The sequence below is a fragment of the Maribacter sp. 4G9 genome (assembly GCF_002742265.1).
Lineage (GTDB): Bacteria > Bacteroidota > Bacteroidia > Flavobacteriales > Flavobacteriaceae > Maribacter.
Map to the genome: position 1 here is coordinate 1 of NZ_MDGL01000045.1, position 18670 is coordinate 18670.

Genomic DNA, 18670 nt, shown 5'->3' on the forward strand with positions numbered 1-18670 from the left:
GAGGGCATATTCGACAACCTGATGCTCAGGATGGTAAATACCCCGCCATGCTATATCAAAAATATTAGTGGTTAAATGCCTAAGTCAAAAAATTTAAAAGCCTTTCCAAATTTGGGAAGGCTTTTTTATGTTTTTAATTTTTGGGAAGTTATCTGATCGGCAACATTTCCCTTTATAAAGGCTTTTTATCGGCATAATAAATGCCTCGATGATGGTTTTATATCGTTATCTGCCGGTCTATTTGCTGTGCCAGCGAAATAAAGGTCTCTGTTCTTGATACCCCTTCAATTTGTTGGATTTCCTTGTTGAGCACATGCATCAAATGTTCGTTGTCCTTACAGAGAATTTTGATTAGGATGGACCAGTTTCCCGTAGTATAATGGCATTCCAAAACTTCGGGGATTTTTTCCAATTGTTTCACCGCTGCCGGATTGCTCATGGCCTTGTCCAAATAAATGCCGATGTAGGCCATCGTGGTATAACCCATGGCCCTGGGGTTGATAATGAACTTGGAACCGGCCAATAGTCCTGAAGCCTCCAGCTTGCGTAACCTCTGATGAATAGCCGCTCCAGAAATACCTATGCTTCGGGCAATTTCCAATACCGGTTTTCTGGCATCCTCCATTAAAAACCGTAATATTTTTTTGTCAATACCGTCTATCTTGGTGTTTTTGTTATCCGACTTCATGAATATGATTTCAAATTGAAATCAAAATTACACAAATACCTTGAATATGTGATTAACTTGCTACCGAATCAGGGTTATATCCCAAATAGGGAACTTCGTATTCCTTAAAATTGATGCCCAAGGTCTCCAATTCCTTGAGGATGGGTTGGTATACCTCTTTGGAAATAGGGATTTGGACCCCTGGAGTGGTGATGTGTCCGTTCAAAATTTTTAGTGCGGCTATAGCAACGGGTAAACCAACGGTCTTTGCCATGGCCGTATGGACACGGTCCTCACCAATAACCACCAATTTGGAATCTATTTGTTTTTTCTCCCCGTTTAGCTTATACCCAAATTTATGGTACATGACGATCATATCCTTTTCCTTTTCGCCCAAGGTCCATTTGTCTTCCAAAATTCTCTGTAGTGCCTGTGCCGGAGTAGCTTCGGGGATACCTATTTTTTTTGACTTGTCAAAAAGGTTCAGTTCAAGGAGTTTCTCCCAAGTACTGTCGTCCTGATCTATTTTTAGATAGTGCCTGAGTTTCAGCTCCACAGAATCCGTTGGGGAGTAGGGAAGAAAAAGATTGATGAATTCCCTATAGGTCATATTTTCTGAATCTTCGATTATATAGGTGTCGTCCGTAGCGCCTAATTGCACAAAGATGTTCCATGCCTTTGAGAACCCTACGCGCCGCATGGTACCCCTATAAATGGTGAGTGCATCCTGTAAGCCGTAGGCTTCCCGGTAATTGAGGGAATCCCTATTGGCATAACCTTCAAATTTGCCAAAATCCTCTACGTCAAAGAATTCCGTCCGCCTGAACAACTTGTGGTACGGGATGTATTTGTAGGTGCCTTCCTGAATGAACTTGGCCGTACCCCCTTGGCCGGCAAGGACCACGTTTCTTGGGTTCCATGTAAACTTATAGTTCCATAGGTTGTTATCAAACTCCGGCGCCACAAGACCGCCACAAAACGATTCGAACAACAAAATTTTACCCCCTTTGTCCCGGATACGGTCAATGACTTGCATGGCGCTCATGTGGTCGATACCAGGATCCAACCCAATTTCGTTCATGAAGACCAAACCGCTTTCTGTAACTTTTTCGTTGAGTTTTTTAAGCTCCGGACTTATATAGGAAGCTGTAACCAGATGCTTTTTATAGGTTAGGCAGTCTTCCGCAATTTTGATGTGGAATCTTGCCGGTAGCATGGAAATTACCAAATCCGACTCCTTTATCGCCAATATACGTTCATTCTCTTTAAAGATATCCAGTGTGCGAATGGAACAATTGGGGTGCGACTTTATATTTTCAGGAATGGACGAGGTATCAAGGTCGCCAATGGTGACCCTAAGATTTTCTGACCCTGATTTTCCCAATAAATAATCCAATAAAAAGGAAGTAGATTTTCCTGCCCCTATGATCAAAATTTTTCGCAACATTCTTATTATGTACTTTTGAGTATGATTGACTATACGAAGGTATCAATTTGTTACATATGTAAGAATACATATCGATAAAGTTATAGAATCAACTTTGAATCGTTACTGAACAATTGAGTACCTTGTAAAGTGAACCTTAGTATTCCATTTAGTTTTTGGTTAGATGAAAAAAACAATACTGATTACCGCATCCCTTTTAGGATTTTTGGCGGTTGCTTTAGGTGCCTTTGGGGCACACGGGTTGGAGAAATTGGTAACTCCGGATGCCGTAGCTACTTTTGAAACAGGCGTTCGCTACCAAATGTATCACGCCTTTTTCCCGTTCATTTTGGGATCATTGCCCGGAATCGCTGAAAAGACCCAACGGATAGTATACGGGCTGGTCTTGATCGGCGTGGTCTTTTTTTCATTTTCTATTTATCTCTTGGCCTTAAATGAGATTACCGCATTTGATTTTAGGACCCTTGGGTTTATTACTCCCATTGGCGGAACATTTTTGCTGGCCGCATGGGTATATTTGGGAGTTCAAATCTATAAATCAACCCTGAAATAACTATTTAGGTTATGAATAGCTCAAAATTATTGGGACTTATATTAGGTCCAATTTCCTTTGTATTGATTCTTTGTTTCTTTCATCCGGAAGGTTTGTCAAAGGAAGCCAACGCAGTGTTGGCATCAACGGTTTGGATTGCTATCTGGTGGATTACGGAGGCCATTCCAATCGCCGTGACGGCACTATTGCCGATCGTGCTTTTTCCGCTTTCGGGAGGGTTGGACCTTACGGCTACTTCGGGGTCTTTTGGCCATAAATACGTATTTCTGTACATGGGAGGGTTTGTGATTGCCATCGCCATTGAAAAATGGAACTTGCATAAAAGAATTGCCCTAAACATCATCCATTTAATAGGGGCCGATATCCGAAAAATTATTTTGGGATTTATGGTGGCCACGGCCTTCTTATCCATGTGGATTTCCAATACGGCCACCTCCGTAATGATGCTGCCCATTGGTCTGGCGATTATCAAACAATTAAAGGATAATCCAGCTACGGCGGAGGACGAGAACCTGTTATTTGGAAAATCACTGATGCTAGCCATTGCCTACAGCGCTTCCATTGGCGGTATGGCCACATTGATAGGCACCCCGCCCAATTTGGTTTTGGCAGGGGTGGTTTTGGACACCTATGGATATGAAATCACCTTTATGCAATGGTTCATGTTCGGACTTCCCATTTCCATCGTTCTTATATTCATTTGCTGGAAGTATTTAACACGCTATGCCTTTTCCTTCAAACAGGTCGAATTTCCAGGAGGTAGGGCGGAAATCAGAAGACTAAAAAATGGTCTGGGAAAAATCACCTATGAGGAAAAATTGATAGGACTGGTCTTTGGCGCTACCGCGTTTTGTTGGATTACCCGTTCATTTTTATTGCAGCATATTTTGCCCGGATTGGACGATACCATCATTGCTATTTTCTTTGCGATTCTTTTGTTCTTGCTTCCCGCTAAAAAAAGAGGGGAGCAATTGCTCAATTGGGACGAGGCCGTTAAAATGCCCTGGGGAATCATTTTACTCTTTGGTGGCGGAATGGCACTGGCCAAGGGCTTTGAAGAAAGTGGTCTTGCCGTATGGATCGGAGGTCAGATGACTTCATTGTCTGGGCTCCCAATTTTCATCTTGGTTTTGGTGCTCATTGCCGCGGTAAATTTTTTAACGGAGATAACGTCCAATTTGGCCACAACGGCCATGCTGCTTCCTGTTCTGGCACCAATGGCCTTGACTATTGACGTGCACCCTTTTGTTTTAATGGTGGGTGCCGCCGTAGCGGCTTCGTGTGCCTTTATGTTGCCCGTTGCCACCCCTCCCAATGCGGTGGTTTTTGGTTCCGGATATCTACGGATTCCGGATATGGTCCGAAAAGGATTTTTCATGAATATTATGTCCATCATCGTGCTGAGCCTTTTCGTTTATTTCTTATTGCCACAACTGTGGGACATCGTTATTAATGGTTTTCCTGAAAATTTAAGAAAATGAGGTTTTTGATCATTCCGGATAAGTTCAAAGGATCCCTAACGAGCGAGGAAGTATTTTTTGCCTTTAAGCAGGGTGTTGGGCAGGTAAAGGATGATGCCTCCTTCCATTTTGTAAAGGCATCGGATGGTGGGGACGGTTTTTTGGACGCTATTGCAACGTATAAGGACTGCAAACGGGTAGCAATGAAAACTTTGGGTCCCTTGGGTAGGGAAATTTCCTCGTACTATCTGTTGGATGAAAAATCCAAATCGGCCTATATAGAATTGGCCAATAGTTCTGGCATGGAACTTCTGGAACCTGCTGAGCGAAATGCGGCCCTGACTACCACTTTTGGTAGCGGGCAACAAATTGGAGACGCTATAAAGAAAGGGGCCAAAAAAATATATGTAGGATTGGGGGGCAGTGCTACGAACGATGGGGGAATGGGTATTGCAAATGCTTTGGGCTTTGAATTTTTGGATGCTCACGAAAAACCGCTGGCACCTATAGGAAAAAATTTAAAGAACATACATAGGATTTCCAAGGCTGAGAATGTTATTGACACGGCTGGGATTCAATTCTTCGCCATAAACGATGTCAAAAACCCGCTATTTGGAAGAGATGGGGCCGCTTTTGTATACGCCGCCCAAAAAGGTGCCGATGCTGCAATGATAACGGAGTTGGACAAAGGATTGCGAAATCTATCGGATGTCTACGAAAGGCAATTTGGTTCCAATTTTTCGGAAATACCAGGTTCAGGAGCTGCCGGGGGAACCGGATTTGGTCTCAAGGCCTTTTTTAAGGCGGAGTTCCTCAGCGGGGTCGAATTTATATTGGAACTATGCGGGGTCAAGGAAGTGTTGGATACCCAAAAATTCGATTACATCGTGACGGGTGAAGGAAGAATCGATAATCAGACCCTTCAGGGAAAATTGATTCAAGGGGTTATGGAACTTGCCAACAGATATGATATTCCAGTGCTGGCCGTTTGCGGTAAATTGGATGTTCCATTGGAAACGCTTACCTCGAACGGCGTTAAGGATGTCATAGAAATTGGGGACCCCAACAAATCTTTGGAATATAATATGGAAAATGCCAAGAACCTACTTCAAGGTAGGGTATCAGAGTATTTTAAGTCCTTATACTAGGTTCATATATTTTGGGAAGGCGGCTGTTTTAATTATATAATCGGCAATAAAAACAAATTATTTTATCAATTTAACAATACAAACCCTAATAATTTACGGCTTGCTTACTAAATAGTATTTATACCGATGTTTATTTGTTGAAAATTCAATCATTCATCGTAGATTTCATATTTCTTACCGATAAATACACGAATACCTCTTGATTTGCAAGGGCTTCAGCGCTAAATTTAATAGCTTTGGGAAACTAATATTTTGAATTATGCATAGTTCATCCTACCAATCGAAGACAACATCTTTAAAAAATTACGGAATTGACCATGATAATTTTCATTATCAGGAATCGCCTCAAGCACTACAGAGGGCGACTATCGACCTTGGCATGGGCGTAGAGACCAAAAATGGTACCCTTGCCGTCAACACGGGAGAATTTACGGGTAGGTCTCCCCAAGACCGTTTTATCGTAAAGGATGATATTACCAAGGATAGAATCTGGTGGGGGCCGGTAAACATTCCCTTCGAACCGGAAAAGTTTACGGCATTGTATGACAAGGTTATTGCTTATTTGAACACAAAGGAACTTTTCGTGAGGGACTGTTATGCCTGTGCCGATCCGGAATACAAACTGAATATCAGGGTCATAAACGAATACCCTTGGTCCAACATGTTCGCCTATAATATGTTTTTACGGCCAACCGACGAAGAATTGGAGAATTTCAGTCCGGAATGGACGGTTATCAATGCACCTGGTTTCATGGCCAATGCCGAAGAAGATGGAACAAGGCAACACAATTTCGCGATACTGAACTTTACTGAAAAAATTGCCCTAATTGGTGGTACGGGCTATACCGGGGAGATAAAAAAGGGAATTTTTTCAGCACTCAATTTTATATTGCCTGTGTTTAAGGAAACCTTGCCGATGCATTGTTCGTCCAATGTGGGCGAGGAAGGGGATACCGCCATATTTTTTGGGCTGTCCGGAACCGGTAAAACAACCTTGTCCACAGACCCAAACAGGAAGTTGATAGGGGATGATGAGCACGGTTGGACCAGTAGGAACACTGTATTTAATTTTGAAGGTGGATGTTATGCGAAGGTAATCAATCTCTCCCAAGAGCAGGAACCGGAAATCTACAATGCCATTAAACCAGGAGCCATCTTGGAAAATGTGATCCTGGACAAGGATGGCAATGTGGATTTTGCCGATACGTCAATAACACAAAACACCAGGGTAAGTTACCCCATATACCATATAGACAACATACAGCAGCCTTCTATTGGTAAAAATGTTAAAAATATATTCTTCTTGACCGCGGATGCCTTTGGGGTATTGCCCCCTATATCCAAACTAACGCCTAGCCAGGCCGCCTATCATTTCATTTCTGGATATACAGCAAAAGTTGCTGGTACTGAAGCAGGGGTCGTAGAACCGCAACCTTCTTTTTCAGCCTGTTTTGGTGCACCATTTATGCCTTTGCATCCCACAAAATATGCTGAGATGTTGAGTAAAAAAATGAAGGAAACAGGAGTAGCAGTCTGGTTGGTAAATACGGGATGGACCGGTGGGCCTTATGGTGTTGGTACCCGTATGAAGTTAAAGTACACCCGTGCCATGATCAGTGCTGCACTCAATGGCGACCTTGGCCTGTATTCCTATGATTCCTACCATATTCATTCCGTATTTGGAGTGGCGCAACCCAGGGAGTGTCCAGGTGTTCCAACCACCGTATTGAGTCCTAGGGCAACTTGGAACAATGATGAAAAATATTATACCACGGCCTTTAAGCTTTCCAATGCCTTTAGGGAGAACTTTAAAAAGTTTGAAAAATACGCCAACGAGGAAATTAGACGCGGAGGACCTCAGCGATACGCGTCTTAATTCGATAAATAAAGATAGAAAAACAAAAAGGCCTTGCAATTTGCAAGGCCTTTTTGTTTTGGATTCAGAAGCAACTTTTATTAGCGACGCCAAAGGGTATAATACTTCGAGGCATGCCTCCAAATTAAAAGCTTGTTTCCAGCGAATACCTCGTGGGTTTGCCCCAAGGCAGTTTACTTGTTTGCGTTCGTGATATATTTTTGTAATGCCATCGTCATGGATGGAGTCTCTGGAGTGGGGGCTTTTATATCGATTCTAAGCCCGGCACCTGTGGCAGCTTCCACTGTAGAATTCCCAAAGACCGCAATTCGCGTATCATTTTGTTTGAAATCGGGAAAATTATGAAGGAGTGACTCAATCCCAGACGGACTAAAGAACACCAAAATATCATAGTAGACATCCCTTAGGTCAGATAGGTCACTGATAACCGTTTTGTAGAATATACCGCGTTTCCAGTTGATATCAAGGGTGTTTAGTGTTTCGGGGACTTCGGGCTTAAGAACATCGGAGGATGGTAACAAAAACTTTTCGTCCTTGTACTTTTTCATCATCGGGGACAAATCGGAAAACAAACGTTTGCCCACATAAATCTTCCTTTTTCTGTAGACCACATACTTCTGAAGGTAATAGGCCACGGCCTCTGATTGACAAAAATATTTCATGGTATCCGGCACCTTGAAACGCATTTCCTCGGCAATCCTAAAGTAATGATCTACCGCATTTCTACTTGTAAGAATTATGGCCGTAAAGTCCTTCAAATCAATTTTTTGTTGACGGACGCCTTTGGCGTCCACTCCTTCAACATGAATAAAAGGCCTAAAGTCGACCTTTACTTTTTCTTTGTCGATGAGCCTGGAATAGGGAGAATTTTCCATTTTTGGCTCAGGCTGGGAGACCAAAATTGTTTTTACTTTCATAGGATACACTATTTTAGAAAGCTTCCCAATATGATTAGGGGTGCAATTTCGAGTGCGCAAAGGTACAAAATAAAATAGAAAAAGTGGGAACTAATGAATTTTTGATGAATCCTAATAACTGAAACCCAGCCTATAATATTAATTAATAGAAATAGTGCAAATGCTGATAATACTACAGGCATGGAGTTAATAAACACGAAACACAAAAGTATATTGGCAAGAAATAGGACAAGGCTTCCGTAGTTCAAATAAGAGGTTTTTTTGAACAGTAATTCATTGATGGTACCATAGGACCCAAAAATGAAACCGTTCCCCAGTTGTAGGAACAACTTTGCAAAAACGAAAAGAAAAAGATAGCCAAGGATTACAAAAAAAGTCACCTTTGAGGCGGATGTTGTGGGACTTTCATAACTTTTCCAAACAAGAAAGGCGAACAATGATATATTGATGATTTGGAATACCGTAAGCAGTATATGAAACCAATTGAAAAGCTTCTCTTTTTTGTTGTACATAATTATGTACTTGTTGTTGAAAGGCAAAATGATAAAATTCAGGAACCGTGTATAGAAAATCTTTTTGGCGATGACTACCAAGAGCAGACTGCCAAACAAGATAAGGGTAATCCAGTCCAAGTTATCGGTAATCCTGTCAATTGGCTCCATTAGTTCACTGGTATTGGTTTGGAATTCAGGCCTGGATACAGTCCGTTTTCTGAAATTACGATTCTAATATAGCCCACTTTTTCTTGATCAAACGAAGGAATGTCCAATATAAAGTCCGTAGTATCATTTTTGGACAACACCAAAGGGTTATTGTTTATAGGTTTGGGAATGACAGGTTTTAAGCCCAAGGTATTTTTATACGGGCTCAAATAGGCAATTGAAAATGTAAGCTTGGACAATGCTATATCAAAGTCATAGGGATTGATGAGCTGCAGATGATAATAGGAACTACCCAGCACCACGATTTCCTCTTTCAAAGTACATTCAAGCTTTCTAAAAGAATTGAAATCTTCAATGTATTTGCCTTTATAGTCCCAGCCATCGGGTTTGGTATATGAAAACGTATTATCACTGATGTATTTGGATAAATAGGCCACTTTTTTGCCCCGTACCCGTTCTTCGGATGTATCTATGGAATATTGGTTCTTCCTGTACATCACATTGTTCAGGGAGAAGGTTGGGATTCCCCCAGTATAAAATTCGTACATAGGTGCATTGCGATAGGAATTTTCAAAAACCACCGGAATGTCACCTACCTCCTCACGGATTGCATTGACCCATGTCTTGTTACCATGACTTTCGTAAAAAAAGTCGAAAAGTAAAGGTTGGTAGACAAGCCCGGCCCTTAAATATAGAATCAGCACAGCATTTATAATCCCCAGTCGTACAATCCATTTGAGCACCGTTTTATGTTCCAGCATGTAATTATATACAATGAGAACCAAGGGTATGCAGATTACAATGATCCATTGGGTCTGTACCCTTCTGTTGAAACTTGAAAGAAAGAAAAACAGGATGACCCCATAGGTCAAGAATATAAGAGCACGTGTAAACAGATCCTTGCTTTTGGTTTTAAATAGGGCATAATAAATAAACGGAAAGGTCAGTCCAAATAGGGCGATCAGGTTTACAAAAAAGCCCAATGTATACTTTTCAAACTGATAGGCGTCATTGGGTCGTTCATACAGATGGTACTTAATGCTAACAAAATCGTTCGCATAAAGCCAATAAAAATGTGGGGCATAGCAGAGTAAAGCAATGAGAACCGATAACCATGCGTACGAATTCCGTACCAATTTCAAATTTGACAGCAATACGAACAGAATGACCAGTACCGCATGGTATTTGCTATACATCAAGGCGGCCATAAAAACACCCAATAGGATGGCCGTTGGATAGCTTGGGTTTTTTAGGAGCCATTTATACGTTAAAAGAAAACAGGATGTAAAAAATAGCAAAGGGGTATCCGGAAGCGTAAAAAAGCCATAGGCATTCAATAAAGTCATGGAAAAGACCAAAATGAAAAAATGGGGTATGTACCTGTTTTTTTCCGGTTTGTCGATCAACGACCATAAGACCATGATATTTGCAGCGGAAATTATGCAGCTCATAAAACGGACGCCTAGCTCTCCATTAAAAAAAAAGCTGCTTATTTTTATAAGCAAGGCCACCAAGGGAGGATGGTCAAAATAGCCCCAGGCCATATGTTGGCTGTAGTACCAATAGTAGGCTTCGTCAAAAATCAGTTCCGTAAATGCGGATTGTATTAGGTTCAGGGCAAAAATTGCTGCGAGAAAATAATAAAATTGCCTAGGGATTTTTTCGAACATTGGCGGTCGTTAAAGCCGTAAAATTACAAATTCAGATTGTTTTCCAATTCGTAAAATTTGTATAAAGGCCCTAAGTGATTTTTTCGCCATTATTAAAACACTATTTTTGTGCCCTTATAGTATATGCCGATGTCCAACAGTGTTGTAATCATTCCTACTTACAATGAAATTGAGAATATTGACGCGATAATCAATGCTGTTTTTGAATTGCCAAAGGACTTTCATGTCCTTATTGTGGACGATAACTCGCCAGACGGTACTGCGGACCGTGTGCGCGAATTACAGCTGCAGTTTCAGGATAAGCTGTTTTTGGAAGTGAGGCAGGAAAAATCGGGTTTGGGTACGGCATACATCCACGGATTTAAATGGGCCATCGGTAGAAAATATGATTATATATTTGAAATGGATGCCGATTTCTCCCATAACCCAACGGATCTCCTACGATTGCTCAAGGCATGTGAAAAAGGGGCCGACGTGTCAGTGGGGTCCAGATACAAAAAAGGAGTGAACGTGGTCAACTGGCCCTTATATAGGGTCTTATTGTCCTATGGGGCGTCCGTGTACGTAAAAATGATTACAGGGATGCGGGTCCATGATCCCACTGCTGGATTTGTTTGTTACAAGAGATATGTTCTCGAAAACATCGATTTGGATTCCGTTCGTTTTGTGGGCTATGCCTTTCAGATAGAAATGAAGTTTAGGGCCTACCTGAAAAATTACAGAATTGAAGAGGTTTCCATTATCTTTAAGGATAGGGTAAAAGGTAAATCCAAGATGAGTTCCTCCATAATCAGTGAGGCTATCTGGGGCGTTTTTATCATGAAACTCCGCAGCCTTTTTCAAAAAAATAGATTTTAAAATGGGTAAAATACTATTAAAAAACGGCAGGGTCGTAAATGAAGGTTCCATTGAGGAACTGGATATCCTTTTGGAAGGGGACTATATTTCGCGAATCTCCAAGGATATTTCGGAAAGGGAAGCCACCGTCATCGATTTGGATGGAAAATACATACTCCCCGGCATCATAGACGACCAAGTGCATTTTAGGGAGCCTGGGCTTATCCATAAGGGTAATATAGCCACAGAGAGTAGGGCCGCCATTGCCGGAGGCATTACGACCTATATGGAGCAGCCCAATACAAACCCGCAGACCACAACGATTGCCAAACTGGAGGAAAAACATGCCATGGCCAAGGAAACTTCCTATGCCAATTATTCCTTTTTGTTTGGGGGAACCAACGATAATCTGGAAGAGCTGAAACGTTTGGACAAAAATGCCTGTTCCGGAATCAAGTTGTTTTTGGGTTCCTCTACAGGGAATATGTTGGTAGATAATGACGCGGTGATCGAAAGTATTTTTAGCAATACGGAGATGGTCATTTCCGTACATTGCGAGGATGAGACCACCATACGGCAAAACCTGGAAGTATACAGGGACCGGTATGGTGAGGATATCCCCATACAATATCATCCGCTTATCAGAAGTGAGGAAGCCTGTTATCTATCTTCGTCCAAAGCGATTTCCTTGGCCAAAAAAACAGGGGCAAGATTGCACGTATTCCACCTTTCAACGGATAAGGAAATGGATTTGTTCCGAAACGATATTCCATTGGAGGAAAAGAAAATTACGGCCGAGGTCTGTATCCATCATTTGTGGTTTTCAGATACCGATTATTTGGACAAGGGCACTTTGATCAAATGGAACCCTGCTGTGAAGACGGCCAAGGACCGGGACGCTCTATGGAAAGCTTTGTTGGATGATAGGATCGATGTCATAGCAACAGATCATGCCCCGCATTTACTCTCGGAAAAGGACAGCCCATATACAAGTGCCCCAAGCGGAGGGCCATTGGTGCAACATGCCCTGCCCGCCATGTTGGAAAAACATTTGGAAGGTGTTATTGGTTTGGAAAAAATTGTAGAAAAAATGTGTCACAATCCGGCCAAGTTGTTCGATATTGCAAAGAGGGGCTATATCAGGGAAGGATATTTTGCTGATTTGGCCGTCGTTTCGTTGCAAGATCCTTGGCAGGTCTCCAAGGATAATATCTTGTACAAATGTGGCTGGTCGCCATTTGAAGGAAATTCCTTTCGGGCCAAGGTTACCCATACCTTTGTCAATGGGCATTTGGCCTATGACAACGGGAAACTATCGAAGAAAAGGAATGCCAAAAGACTCACTTTTGATAGATGAAAACCACATAGGAGGACTTTGTAGCATAATCGTACAGTCCCTTAAAAGTATTTATGAAATATCAAATAGTTAACCTAGAATTAAAGGTGTGAAAAGATTTAGGATAGTCATACTCGTATTGGCATGCCTCACCGCTTGTGGTGAAAAACTCATAGAACAACCGGAAAACCTTATTCCAAAGGATAAGATGGTCTTGATCTTAAGGGACATGGCGTTGATAAATGCTGCAAAAGGGGCCAATTTGGGAATTTTAAAGGACAATGCCGTAGAGCCCACAAGGTATGTTTTTGAAAAATATGGGATAGATAGTGCTCAATTTGTGGTAAGTGACCGATACTATGCCTCCTTGCCAGTAGAGTATGAGGCTATTTATACTGAGGTGGAATCCTCTTTGGATGCCACCAGAATTGAACTTGAGGAAGAAAAAAAAATTACCGATAGTCTTAAACTACTTGAAAGCAAACGCACAAGAAAGACTGTTTTGGACAGCTTGAAGCCTTCCCCTATTGTGGGTAAAGACAGTCTTCCATAAACTTTTTGGAAGTAAAGGCAATGGATGCTTCCAAAGGTTCAAATGAGATGTTCAGCGCCCTCTTCACTTTTTCATTGTTATACGTTTCAGGATGTAACAGGGAATAAACCGAGTTTTTGGTAAGGGTTCTAGGTTTTCCGGTAATCAAGGTTTTCAAAAAATCAAAAAAACGGCCTATTTCCAATTGCCATTTTTTAAGTTCCTTCTTAGGGGGTTTCCTTCCAAGAATATGGGATATGGAGGTCATTATTTCCTTATAGGAAAGATTTTCGGCCACAAGAATAAACCTTTCGTTCTTTATCGAGGCCTTCATCAGCCTTGTCAATATCGAAACTACATCGGTTACGGAAACAAATCCCGTTCCCCCTGGGGGATAATAGGAATAACCTTTGTTCACCATAGCGAATAGTTTCCCACTACCGTTCTCCCAGAATCCCGGACCTATGATTACGCCCGGGTTTACGATGACAACATCCAGGTTTTCCTGAGAACCCCTCCATACCTCCATTTCGGCCGAATACTTGGTAAGGGCGTAGACGTTCGTGTTCAATTCGTTCCAATCATTGTTTTCCGTGGCATGTTTTCCAGGGACGCTTCTGCCAATGGTACCAATGGTACTTACATAACAGAGTTTCCGGATCTTATGATGGATGCAGAGATTGACCACATTCGCAGTTCCTTCCACATTGATTTTTAGAAGTTTTTTAAAGTCCCTTGGGTCAAATGAAATGAGGGCCGCGGCATGGTATACCTGTTCCATACCCAAAAAGGCATTTTCCAAGGAAGGCAGATCTAAAATATCACCTTGTATCCAATCCACTTGGTCAAAAATGGATTCCGGATCGTCATGATAATAGGAAAAGACCTGTTTTACGTGCCTTAGCTTTTCTTGTGTTCTATACAGGGCGCGGACCTTGACGTTGGACAGTACCAATCTTAAAATTAAATGGGATCCCACTAACCCAGTACCTCCGGTGACTAAAACCATATTACATTCGTTTAAAGTAATGTCAACCAACTCATATTTAACATTTACTTGTGTTTAGGTATCTTTGGCTGCATACCAAATCCCTCTATGAAGGTTCAAATGTAGGAAATACCCCTGGATAAATTCCTCCTTAATTAGGGTTGATCAGCGGCGTAATTCCTTTTATATTTGCAGGGAATCAAAATGAAATCTTTAAACATGGCTTCAAACTTTGTAAAGGAGTTGGAATGGAGAGGAATGCTTCACGATGCAATGCCCGGAACGGAAGAATATCTAATGGAGGGTATGCAATCTGCCTATGTGGGAATAGACCCAACTGCAGATTCCCTGCACATAGGTCATTTGGTGGGTGTCATGATGCTGAGACATTTTCAATTGGCAGGGCATAAACCCATTGCGTTGGTAGGCGGTGCAACGGGTATGATCGGTGATCCATCCGGTAAATCCTCGGAGCGAAACCTATTGGACGAAGCCACGCTAAGACATAATCAGGAAGCCTTAAAAAACCAACTTTCAAGATTTCTCGATTTTGAAAGCAATGCCGATAATGCCGCGGTCCTGGTGAATAATTACGACTGGATGAAGGATTTTTCATTTTTGGATTTTATACGGGATGTTGGCAAGCATATTACCGTCAACTATATGATGGCAAAGGACTCGGTTAAAAAGCGACTTTCCGCCGAAGCAAAGGAAGGCATGTCATTTACGGAATTCACCTATCAGCTTGTACAGGGCTACGATTTTCTCCATCTATTCAGGACCCATAATTGTACCCTGCAAATGGGTGGTAGTGACCAATGGGGCAATATTACCACGGGTACTGAGCTGATCCGTAGAATAGGCGGCGGGAAGGGTTATGCCCTCACGTGTCCGTTGATTACCAAGGCCGATGGCACCAAATTTGGAAAGACCGAAAGCGGAAATGTCTGGTTGGATGCCGAGCGAACTTCCCCCTATAAATTTTATCAGTATTGGTTGAACACTTCGGACGCCGATGCGGAAAAATACATCAAGATCTTCACCTTTCTTTCCAAACAGGAAATAGTGGAACTAGTTGAGGAACATTCTCAGGCACCCCACCTAAGGGTGCTTCAACGCAAATTGGCCGAGGAAATTACGGAAATGGTACATTCAAAGGAGGATTTGGAAAATGCCGTGAAGGCGAGCGATATTCTTTTTGGCAAGTCCACATCCCAAGACCTCAAAGCACTGAACGAAAAAACTTTTTTGGACATTTTTGAAGGGGTTCCCCAGGCCGAGGTGCCCATGGCCTCCCTGGAAAATGGGTTGGATATGATTGCAGCCTTGTCCGCACAGACAGGATTTTTGGGCTCTAATGGAGAGGCGAGACGTGAATTGAAACAGAACTCCATTTCCGTAAACAAGGAAAAGGTGAAGGAGGACTACCTTATTGGCAAGGAAGACCTGATCAATGGAAAGTTTGTGTTGCTGCAGCGGGGCAAAAAGAATTATTACGTACTTACGGTAACCCAATAGGCAACCTTTTCCACACTTTTCCATCTACTTAAAAAATGGTTTTATGAAATGAGCCAGAACAAGTCTTGATACCCACTGAGAGGGTCATTGGCGAATTGCATCTGACCATAAAAACAATATAAATAAACAGATGAATCGGTTTTTAGGGTTGATGATTTTGGTTTTTCTGATTTCCTGTGATTCGGACAATGACACCATTATTCAGGACACCGGTTTGAACGGGGAATGGATATTGCAGGAGGTAAGCTGTTTCTGTGCTTTCGATGCCGATGTCGATTTCTCGGAAACAAGATTGGTATTCGATACCCAAAAAAGTACCCTTACGGTTAATCATGAGGGGAGTGAACGATTTTTTAAGGAAGCGGGAGAATATAAGTATGGCGGTCAAAACAATATTCTCGATTTTACCGATAACACCAGCTATCAATTCGAAGTTACCGGAAACCAATTGACTTTGGTCTACTTGGACAGGCCGGAAATTGCCGATGATGAGGTGGCTTATTTTTTTATTAGGCCTTGAGAAAACCAAAGGAATGAAAATGAGGATCTTTTAAAATACTTCACATTCCCTTAACGCAACCCATGAATATTTGTAGTATCTTAAGGTAGAATTAATTAACCCCTTGAAGTTGTGCAAAAGCCATTTTTAACTTTATTGGTTATTATGCTTGTATTTGGATGTACCAACGATGATTTGGTGCTCAAGGATAGGGATTTGCAATTTTCTAGTCAAAAATGGAAACTTGTCCAAATGACAGGTAGTGTGGCGAATTCCCTTACAGAGGGAGATGATATGGAGTGGCAGGAATATTACATCTTCAATCCAGACGGTACCTTTATCAAAAGTAGTGAACGTGATGGTAGCCTGCTTGAAGCCACAGGAAGCTTTGAGATGGTAGAGTTCGACAACGACGATGCTGATTATCTGAAACTACTTTTTGAAACTGGAGGGGAATTGGCGGGTGGCTGCTATGGATACGGTACCGAAACCTTACAATATATTTCTGCGGATAAACTTCAAAATACATGGATGGCGTGTGATGGACCTGGCCTGTTATACGAGATCCAAAAGAATTAAAGGGTCATTAAATTACACCCTCTAACATCGGAGTGGTCAAAACGTCCCAATACTTCAAATTTTCCATGGTCATATAGTTTTCCCAAATCTTGAGTGGCAATGAAGGAACATGAGTAGATATTGGCAAGGTCGATTACGTTGATACCGCCGGTCCTACCCATAGGTAGCAATGTCAAGGGGTCTTCGGTATCCCGCACCAATATTTGCATCCAAGGTGGACATTCGAACAATGTATCACTTTGGGAATAGGCCTGGGAAAGCAATTCTGTCATACCATACTCGGAATGAATAGTCGGCACCCCAAACGCGTTTTTGAGAATTTCATGGAGTTCCTTACGTATCAACTCCTTTCTACGTCCCTTCATGCCCCCCGTTTCCATCACAATGGTATTTTCCAAATCCAATTGGAATACTTCGGCAAAATCCAAAAGGGCAAAGGACACTCCCATTAAAAGGGTTTTTTGTTTATTGGCCTCCTGTTTCATCAAAACCGATTTTAATTTCCGCAAGTCGTTCAGAAAAAAACCGCTATCAGGGTGTTTGCTTTTACCTATAAAATCGTGCACCATATAAATCAAGGAAGAACCCTCCCGCTCCAAATAGGAAGGTAAAAGCGCTAAAACACAATAATTTTCAATAGGCCCGTAGCTACTTTCAAAGCCTTTCAGGTAACTTTGTTCGTATAGGCTCAAGTCCGTTACATAGTGTTTGCTCGCGACGGAGCCAGTGGTTCCGCTACTGGTAAAAATGATTTCTTCCTTGTCCAAAGTACTAACAACCTTGTGTTCCTTGAAGAATTGAATGGGTAGAAATGGAATTTCGGTTAGCTTTTTAATTTGCTCCGCTTCTATATTTAAATAGTCGCAGAACCTTTGGTATACCTGGTTATTTTGATACTGAAATCGAAAAACTTCCAAACATTTGGTTTCAAATTCGGTCTTGGATGAAATATCAAAAATACCTTTTGGGCCCATGGAATATTCAATTCCCCGTAAAGGTAAAGAACCCTGTAGAATGTATCTTGAAAAGTAGGGTAAATCGGGTTCGAAAACTGTTACTTTACCACCAATTTCCTATTGATCGTTTTTTTGTTTTCGGTTACTTGGATAACATAGACACCTGGTGAAAGTCTGGAGATGTCCAAGGTCTTGTTCGTGATACGATCGGTCAAAACCAACTCACCAAAGACATCATAGATTCGTATTTCCTTGGTGTCGTTGTTCTCCGTGGTTACATAGACCATGTCTGCCGTGGCAGGGTTGGGATATAGTTTAAAACCTGAGATTTCCTCATTCTTTAATTTTCGAAAATCAATTGTGTCCTGGCCATATACCATGAAGGAAAACCCCATTAAAAGGATAAAGTAGATTTTTTTCATTGGGCATCGATTTGGGATCAACACCCTAAAGTTACTTCAATCCGCTAGGTTCAATGTAAAAATGTTGTAAACGATACTATTTTGTATGTCAACAAGATAGCCCTTGCAATACATCGGATTTTTCATACCGATTATCGACATGAAATAAATAAGATATAGGAGTGAAATTTACTTGACGATGAGCTTTCTGGTCGCCATTTTATCCTTTTCAAATACCCTAAGGACGTATACGCCCGCATCCATATCATTCAAAGATAGTTCCTTGCCGATAATGGTAGTTTTGAGGATAAGGGTCCCAAAGACGTCATATACGAAGATTTCCTTTGGGCCGTTCGTGGCCGTAGTAATGTATACCTTGCCATTTGTAACCGGATTGGGATACATGCTAAAACCTTCTATATCCCCTTGATTTTGGGAACTTTGTCCAAAACCAACAGCACAAAAAAGAAAGAAAATAACGAGGTAAAGGTGCTTCATATATAGCTGGTTACAAATGCTATGCCACAAATATAGGAATTATACCCACTGGACGTCAACAGGATAGGCCGCTTTCTTTAAATTTTTCGATGAAATGCAAAAAGCCCGTCCGCGAATGGTATCGGG

19 protein-coding genes are annotated in these 18670 nt (G+C 41.7%); 10 read left to right on the forward strand and 9 right to left on the reverse strand.

Going from position 1 to position 18670, the window contains the following annotated elements:
- Positions 1-217: 217 nt before the first annotated feature.
- Together BFP75_RS06715 and BFP75_RS06720 are read right to left on the reverse strand one after the other, a co-directional pair.
- The gene (locus tag BFP75_RS06715; protein WP_099544477.1) at positions 218-688 is read right to left on the reverse strand and encodes an Lrp/AsnC ligand binding domain-containing protein; all 471 of its coding nucleotides are present in this window, start codon (positions 686-688) and stop codon (positions 218-220) included.
- A gap of 52 nt (positions 689-740) precedes the next feature.
- A complete protein-coding gene (locus BFP75_RS06720; RefSeq protein ID WP_099544478.1) occupies positions 741-2114 on the reverse strand; it encodes a saccharopine dehydrogenase family protein in 1374 nt (457 codons plus the stop codon).
- A 163-nt stretch (positions 2115-2277) separates the two neighbouring features.
- Here BFP75_RS06720 and BFP75_RS06725 point away from each other — a divergent pair, with 163 nt between their 5' ends.
- The 4 genes from BFP75_RS06725 (at position 2278) to pckA (ending at position 7151) form a co-directional block, all read left to right on the forward strand.
- Complete coding sequence (locus tag BFP75_RS06725) at positions 2278-2667, forward strand: DUF423 domain-containing protein (RefSeq protein ID WP_099544479.1); 390 nt, start codon at positions 2278-2280, stop codon at positions 2665-2667.
- A gap of 11 nt (positions 2668-2678) precedes the next feature.
- On the forward strand, positions 2679-4148 hold the full coding sequence (locus tag BFP75_RS06730) for an SLC13 family permease (RefSeq protein WP_099544480.1): 1470 nt from the start codon (positions 2679-2681) through the stop codon (positions 4146-4148).
- Positions 4145-5275, forward strand: coding sequence for a glycerate kinase (locus BFP75_RS06735; RefSeq protein WP_099544481.1), 1131 nt, complete (start codon positions 4145-4147; stop codon positions 5273-5275). The genes BFP75_RS06730 and BFP75_RS06735 overlap by 4 nt, the downstream gene beginning before the upstream one ends.
- Positions 5276-5534: 259 nt before the next feature.
- Positions 5535-7151, forward strand: a complete 1617-nt coding sequence (pckA, locus tag BFP75_RS06740; RefSeq protein WP_099544482.1) for a phosphoenolpyruvate carboxykinase (ATP) — start codon at positions 5535-5537, stop codon at positions 7149-7151.
- A gap of 173 nt (positions 7152-7324) precedes the next feature.
- On the opposite strand, the gene BFP75_RS06745 is transcribed toward pckA, so the two are convergent.
- The 3 genes from BFP75_RS06745 to BFP75_RS06755 are packed head-to-tail and all read right to left on the reverse strand — an operon-like array spanning position 7325 to position 10400.
- Complete coding sequence (locus BFP75_RS06745) at positions 7325-8068, reverse strand: uroporphyrinogen-III synthase (protein WP_099544483.1); 744 nt, start codon at positions 8066-8068, stop codon at positions 7325-7327.
- Positions 8069-8076: 8 nt separating this feature from the next.
- Entirely contained in the window at positions 8077-8730 is a 654-nt protein-coding gene (locus tag BFP75_RS06750; protein ID WP_099544484.1) for a DUF4271 domain-containing protein, read from the reverse strand.
- On the reverse strand, positions 8730-10400 hold the full coding sequence (locus tag BFP75_RS06755) for an ArnT family glycosyltransferase (protein ID WP_099544485.1): 1671 nt from the start codon (positions 10398-10400) through the stop codon (positions 8730-8732). The genes BFP75_RS06750 and BFP75_RS06755 overlap by 1 nt, the downstream gene beginning before the upstream one ends.
- Positions 10401-10529: 129 nt before the next feature.
- On the opposite strand from BFP75_RS06755, the gene BFP75_RS06760 reads away from it, so the two are divergent.
- The 3 genes from BFP75_RS06760 (at position 10530) to BFP75_RS06770 (ending at position 13126) form a co-directional block, all read left to right on the forward strand.
- The gene (locus BFP75_RS06760; protein ID WP_099544486.1) at positions 10530-11258 is read left to right on the forward strand and encodes a polyprenol monophosphomannose synthase; all 729 of its coding nucleotides are present in this window, start codon (positions 10530-10532) and stop codon (positions 11256-11258) included.
- 1 nt (position 11259) lies between these two features.
- On the forward strand, positions 11260-12594 hold the full coding sequence (locus BFP75_RS06765) for a dihydroorotase (RefSeq protein ID WP_099544487.1): 1335 nt from the start codon (positions 11260-11262) through the stop codon (positions 12592-12594).
- Between the two features lie 88 nt (positions 12595-12682).
- Complete coding sequence (locus BFP75_RS06770; RefSeq protein WP_099544488.1) at positions 12683-13126, forward strand: DUF4296 domain-containing protein; 444 nt, start codon at positions 12683-12685, stop codon at positions 13124-13126.
- On the opposite strand, the gene BFP75_RS06775 is transcribed toward BFP75_RS06770, so the two are convergent.
- Positions 13098-14114: an NAD-dependent epimerase/dehydratase family protein gene (locus BFP75_RS06775; RefSeq protein WP_099544489.1), complete on the reverse strand. Its 1017-nt coding sequence runs from the start codon at positions 14112-14114 to the stop codon at positions 13098-13100. The genes BFP75_RS06770 and BFP75_RS06775 overlap by 29 nt on opposite strands.
- 198 nt (positions 14115-14312) lie before the next feature.
- Between BFP75_RS06775 and tyrS the strand changes: the two genes are divergently transcribed.
- The 3 genes from tyrS (at position 14313) to BFP75_RS06790 (ending at position 16689) form a co-directional block, all read left to right on the forward strand.
- Entirely contained in the window at positions 14313-15611 is a 1299-nt protein-coding gene (gene tyrS, locus BFP75_RS06780) for a tyrosine--tRNA ligase (RefSeq protein WP_099544548.1), read from the forward strand.
- Positions 15612-15741: 130 nt separating this feature from the next.
- Positions 15742-16131, forward strand: coding sequence for a hypothetical protein (locus BFP75_RS06785; RefSeq protein WP_123803350.1), 390 nt, complete (start codon positions 15742-15744; stop codon positions 16129-16131).
- 144 nt (positions 16132-16275) lie between these two features.
- A complete protein-coding gene (locus BFP75_RS06790; RefSeq protein WP_099544491.1) occupies positions 16276-16689 on the forward strand; it encodes a hypothetical protein in 414 nt (137 codons plus the stop codon).
- Here BFP75_RS06790 and BFP75_RS06795 read toward each other — a convergent pair.
- The 3 genes from BFP75_RS06795 to BFP75_RS06805 form a co-directional block, all read right to left on the reverse strand.
- Complete coding sequence (locus BFP75_RS06795; protein WP_099544492.1) at positions 16686-17663, reverse strand: acyl transferase; 978 nt, start codon at positions 17661-17663, stop codon at positions 16686-16688. The two genes, BFP75_RS06790 and BFP75_RS06795, sit on opposite strands and share 4 nt — an antisense overlap.
- Before the next feature lie 80 nt (positions 17664-17743).
- A complete protein-coding gene (locus BFP75_RS06800) occupies positions 17744-18067 on the reverse strand; it encodes a T9SS type A sorting domain-containing protein (RefSeq protein ID WP_099544493.1) in 324 nt (107 codons plus the stop codon).
- Positions 18068-18235: 168 nt separating this feature from the next.
- The gene (locus BFP75_RS06805; RefSeq protein WP_099544494.1) at positions 18236-18544 is read right to left on the reverse strand and encodes a T9SS type A sorting domain-containing protein; all 309 of its coding nucleotides are present in this window, start codon (positions 18542-18544) and stop codon (positions 18236-18238) included.
- Positions 18545-18670: the final 126 nt, after the last annotated feature.

Coding starts and splice junctions, on each gene's coding strand:
- BFP75_RS06715 (WP_099544477.1), bottom strand. CDS start 688: ATGAAGTCGGATAACAAAAACACCAAGATAGACGGTATTGACAAAAAA.
- BFP75_RS06720 (WP_099544478.1), bottom strand. CDS start 2,114: ATGTTGCGAAAAATTTTGATCATAGGGGCAGGAAAATCTACTTCCTTT.
- BFP75_RS06725 (WP_099544479.1), top strand. CDS start 2,278: ATGAAAAAAACAATACTGATTACCGCATCCCTTTTAGGATTTTTGGCG.
- BFP75_RS06730 (WP_099544480.1), top strand. CDS start 2,679: ATGAATAGCTCAAAATTATTGGGACTTATATTAGGTCCAATTTCCTTT.
- BFP75_RS06735 (WP_099544481.1), top strand. CDS start 4,145: ATGAGGTTTTTGATCATTCCGGATAAGTTCAAAGGATCCCTAACGAGC.
- pckA (WP_099544482.1), top strand. CDS start 5,535: ATGCATAGTTCATCCTACCAATCGAAGACAACATCTTTAAAAAATTAC.
- BFP75_RS06745 (WP_099544483.1), bottom strand. CDS start 8,068: ATGAAAGTAAAAACAATTTTGGTCTCCCAGCCTGAGCCAAAAATGGAA.
- BFP75_RS06750 (WP_099544484.1), bottom strand. CDS start 8,730: ATGGAGCCAATTGACAGGATTACCGATAACTTGGACTGGATTACCCTT.
- BFP75_RS06755 (WP_099544485.1), bottom strand. CDS start 10,400: ATGTTCGAAAAAATCCCTAGGCAATTTTATTATTTTCTCGCAGCAATT.
- BFP75_RS06760 (WP_099544486.1), top strand. CDS start 10,530: ATGTCCAACAGTGTTGTAATCATTCCTACTTACAATGAAATTGAGAAT.
- BFP75_RS06765 (WP_099544487.1), top strand. CDS start 11,260: ATGGGTAAAATACTATTAAAAAACGGCAGGGTCGTAAATGAAGGTTCC.
- BFP75_RS06775 (WP_099544489.1), bottom strand. CDS start 14,114: ATGGTTTTAGTCACCGGAGGTACTGGGTTAGTGGGATCCCATTTAATT.
- tyrS (WP_099544548.1), top strand. CDS start 14,313: ATGGCTTCAAACTTTGTAAAGGAGTTGGAATGGAGAGGAATGCTTCAC.
- BFP75_RS06785 (WP_123803350.1), top strand. CDS start 15,742: ATGAATCGGTTTTTAGGGTTGATGATTTTGGTTTTTCTGATTTCCTGT.
- BFP75_RS06790 (WP_099544491.1), top strand. CDS start 16,276: ATGCTTGTATTTGGATGTACCAACGATGATTTGGTGCTCAAGGATAGG.
- BFP75_RS06795 (WP_099544492.1), bottom strand. CDS start 17,663: ATGGGCCCAAAAGGTATTTTTGATATTTCATCCAAGACCGAATTTGAA.
- BFP75_RS06800 (WP_099544493.1), bottom strand. CDS start 18,067: ATGAAAAAAATCTACTTTATCCTTTTAATGGGGTTTTCCTTCATGGTA.
- BFP75_RS06805 (WP_099544494.1), bottom strand. CDS start 18,544: ATGAAGCACCTTTACCTCGTTATTTTCTTTCTTTTTTGTGCTGTTGGT.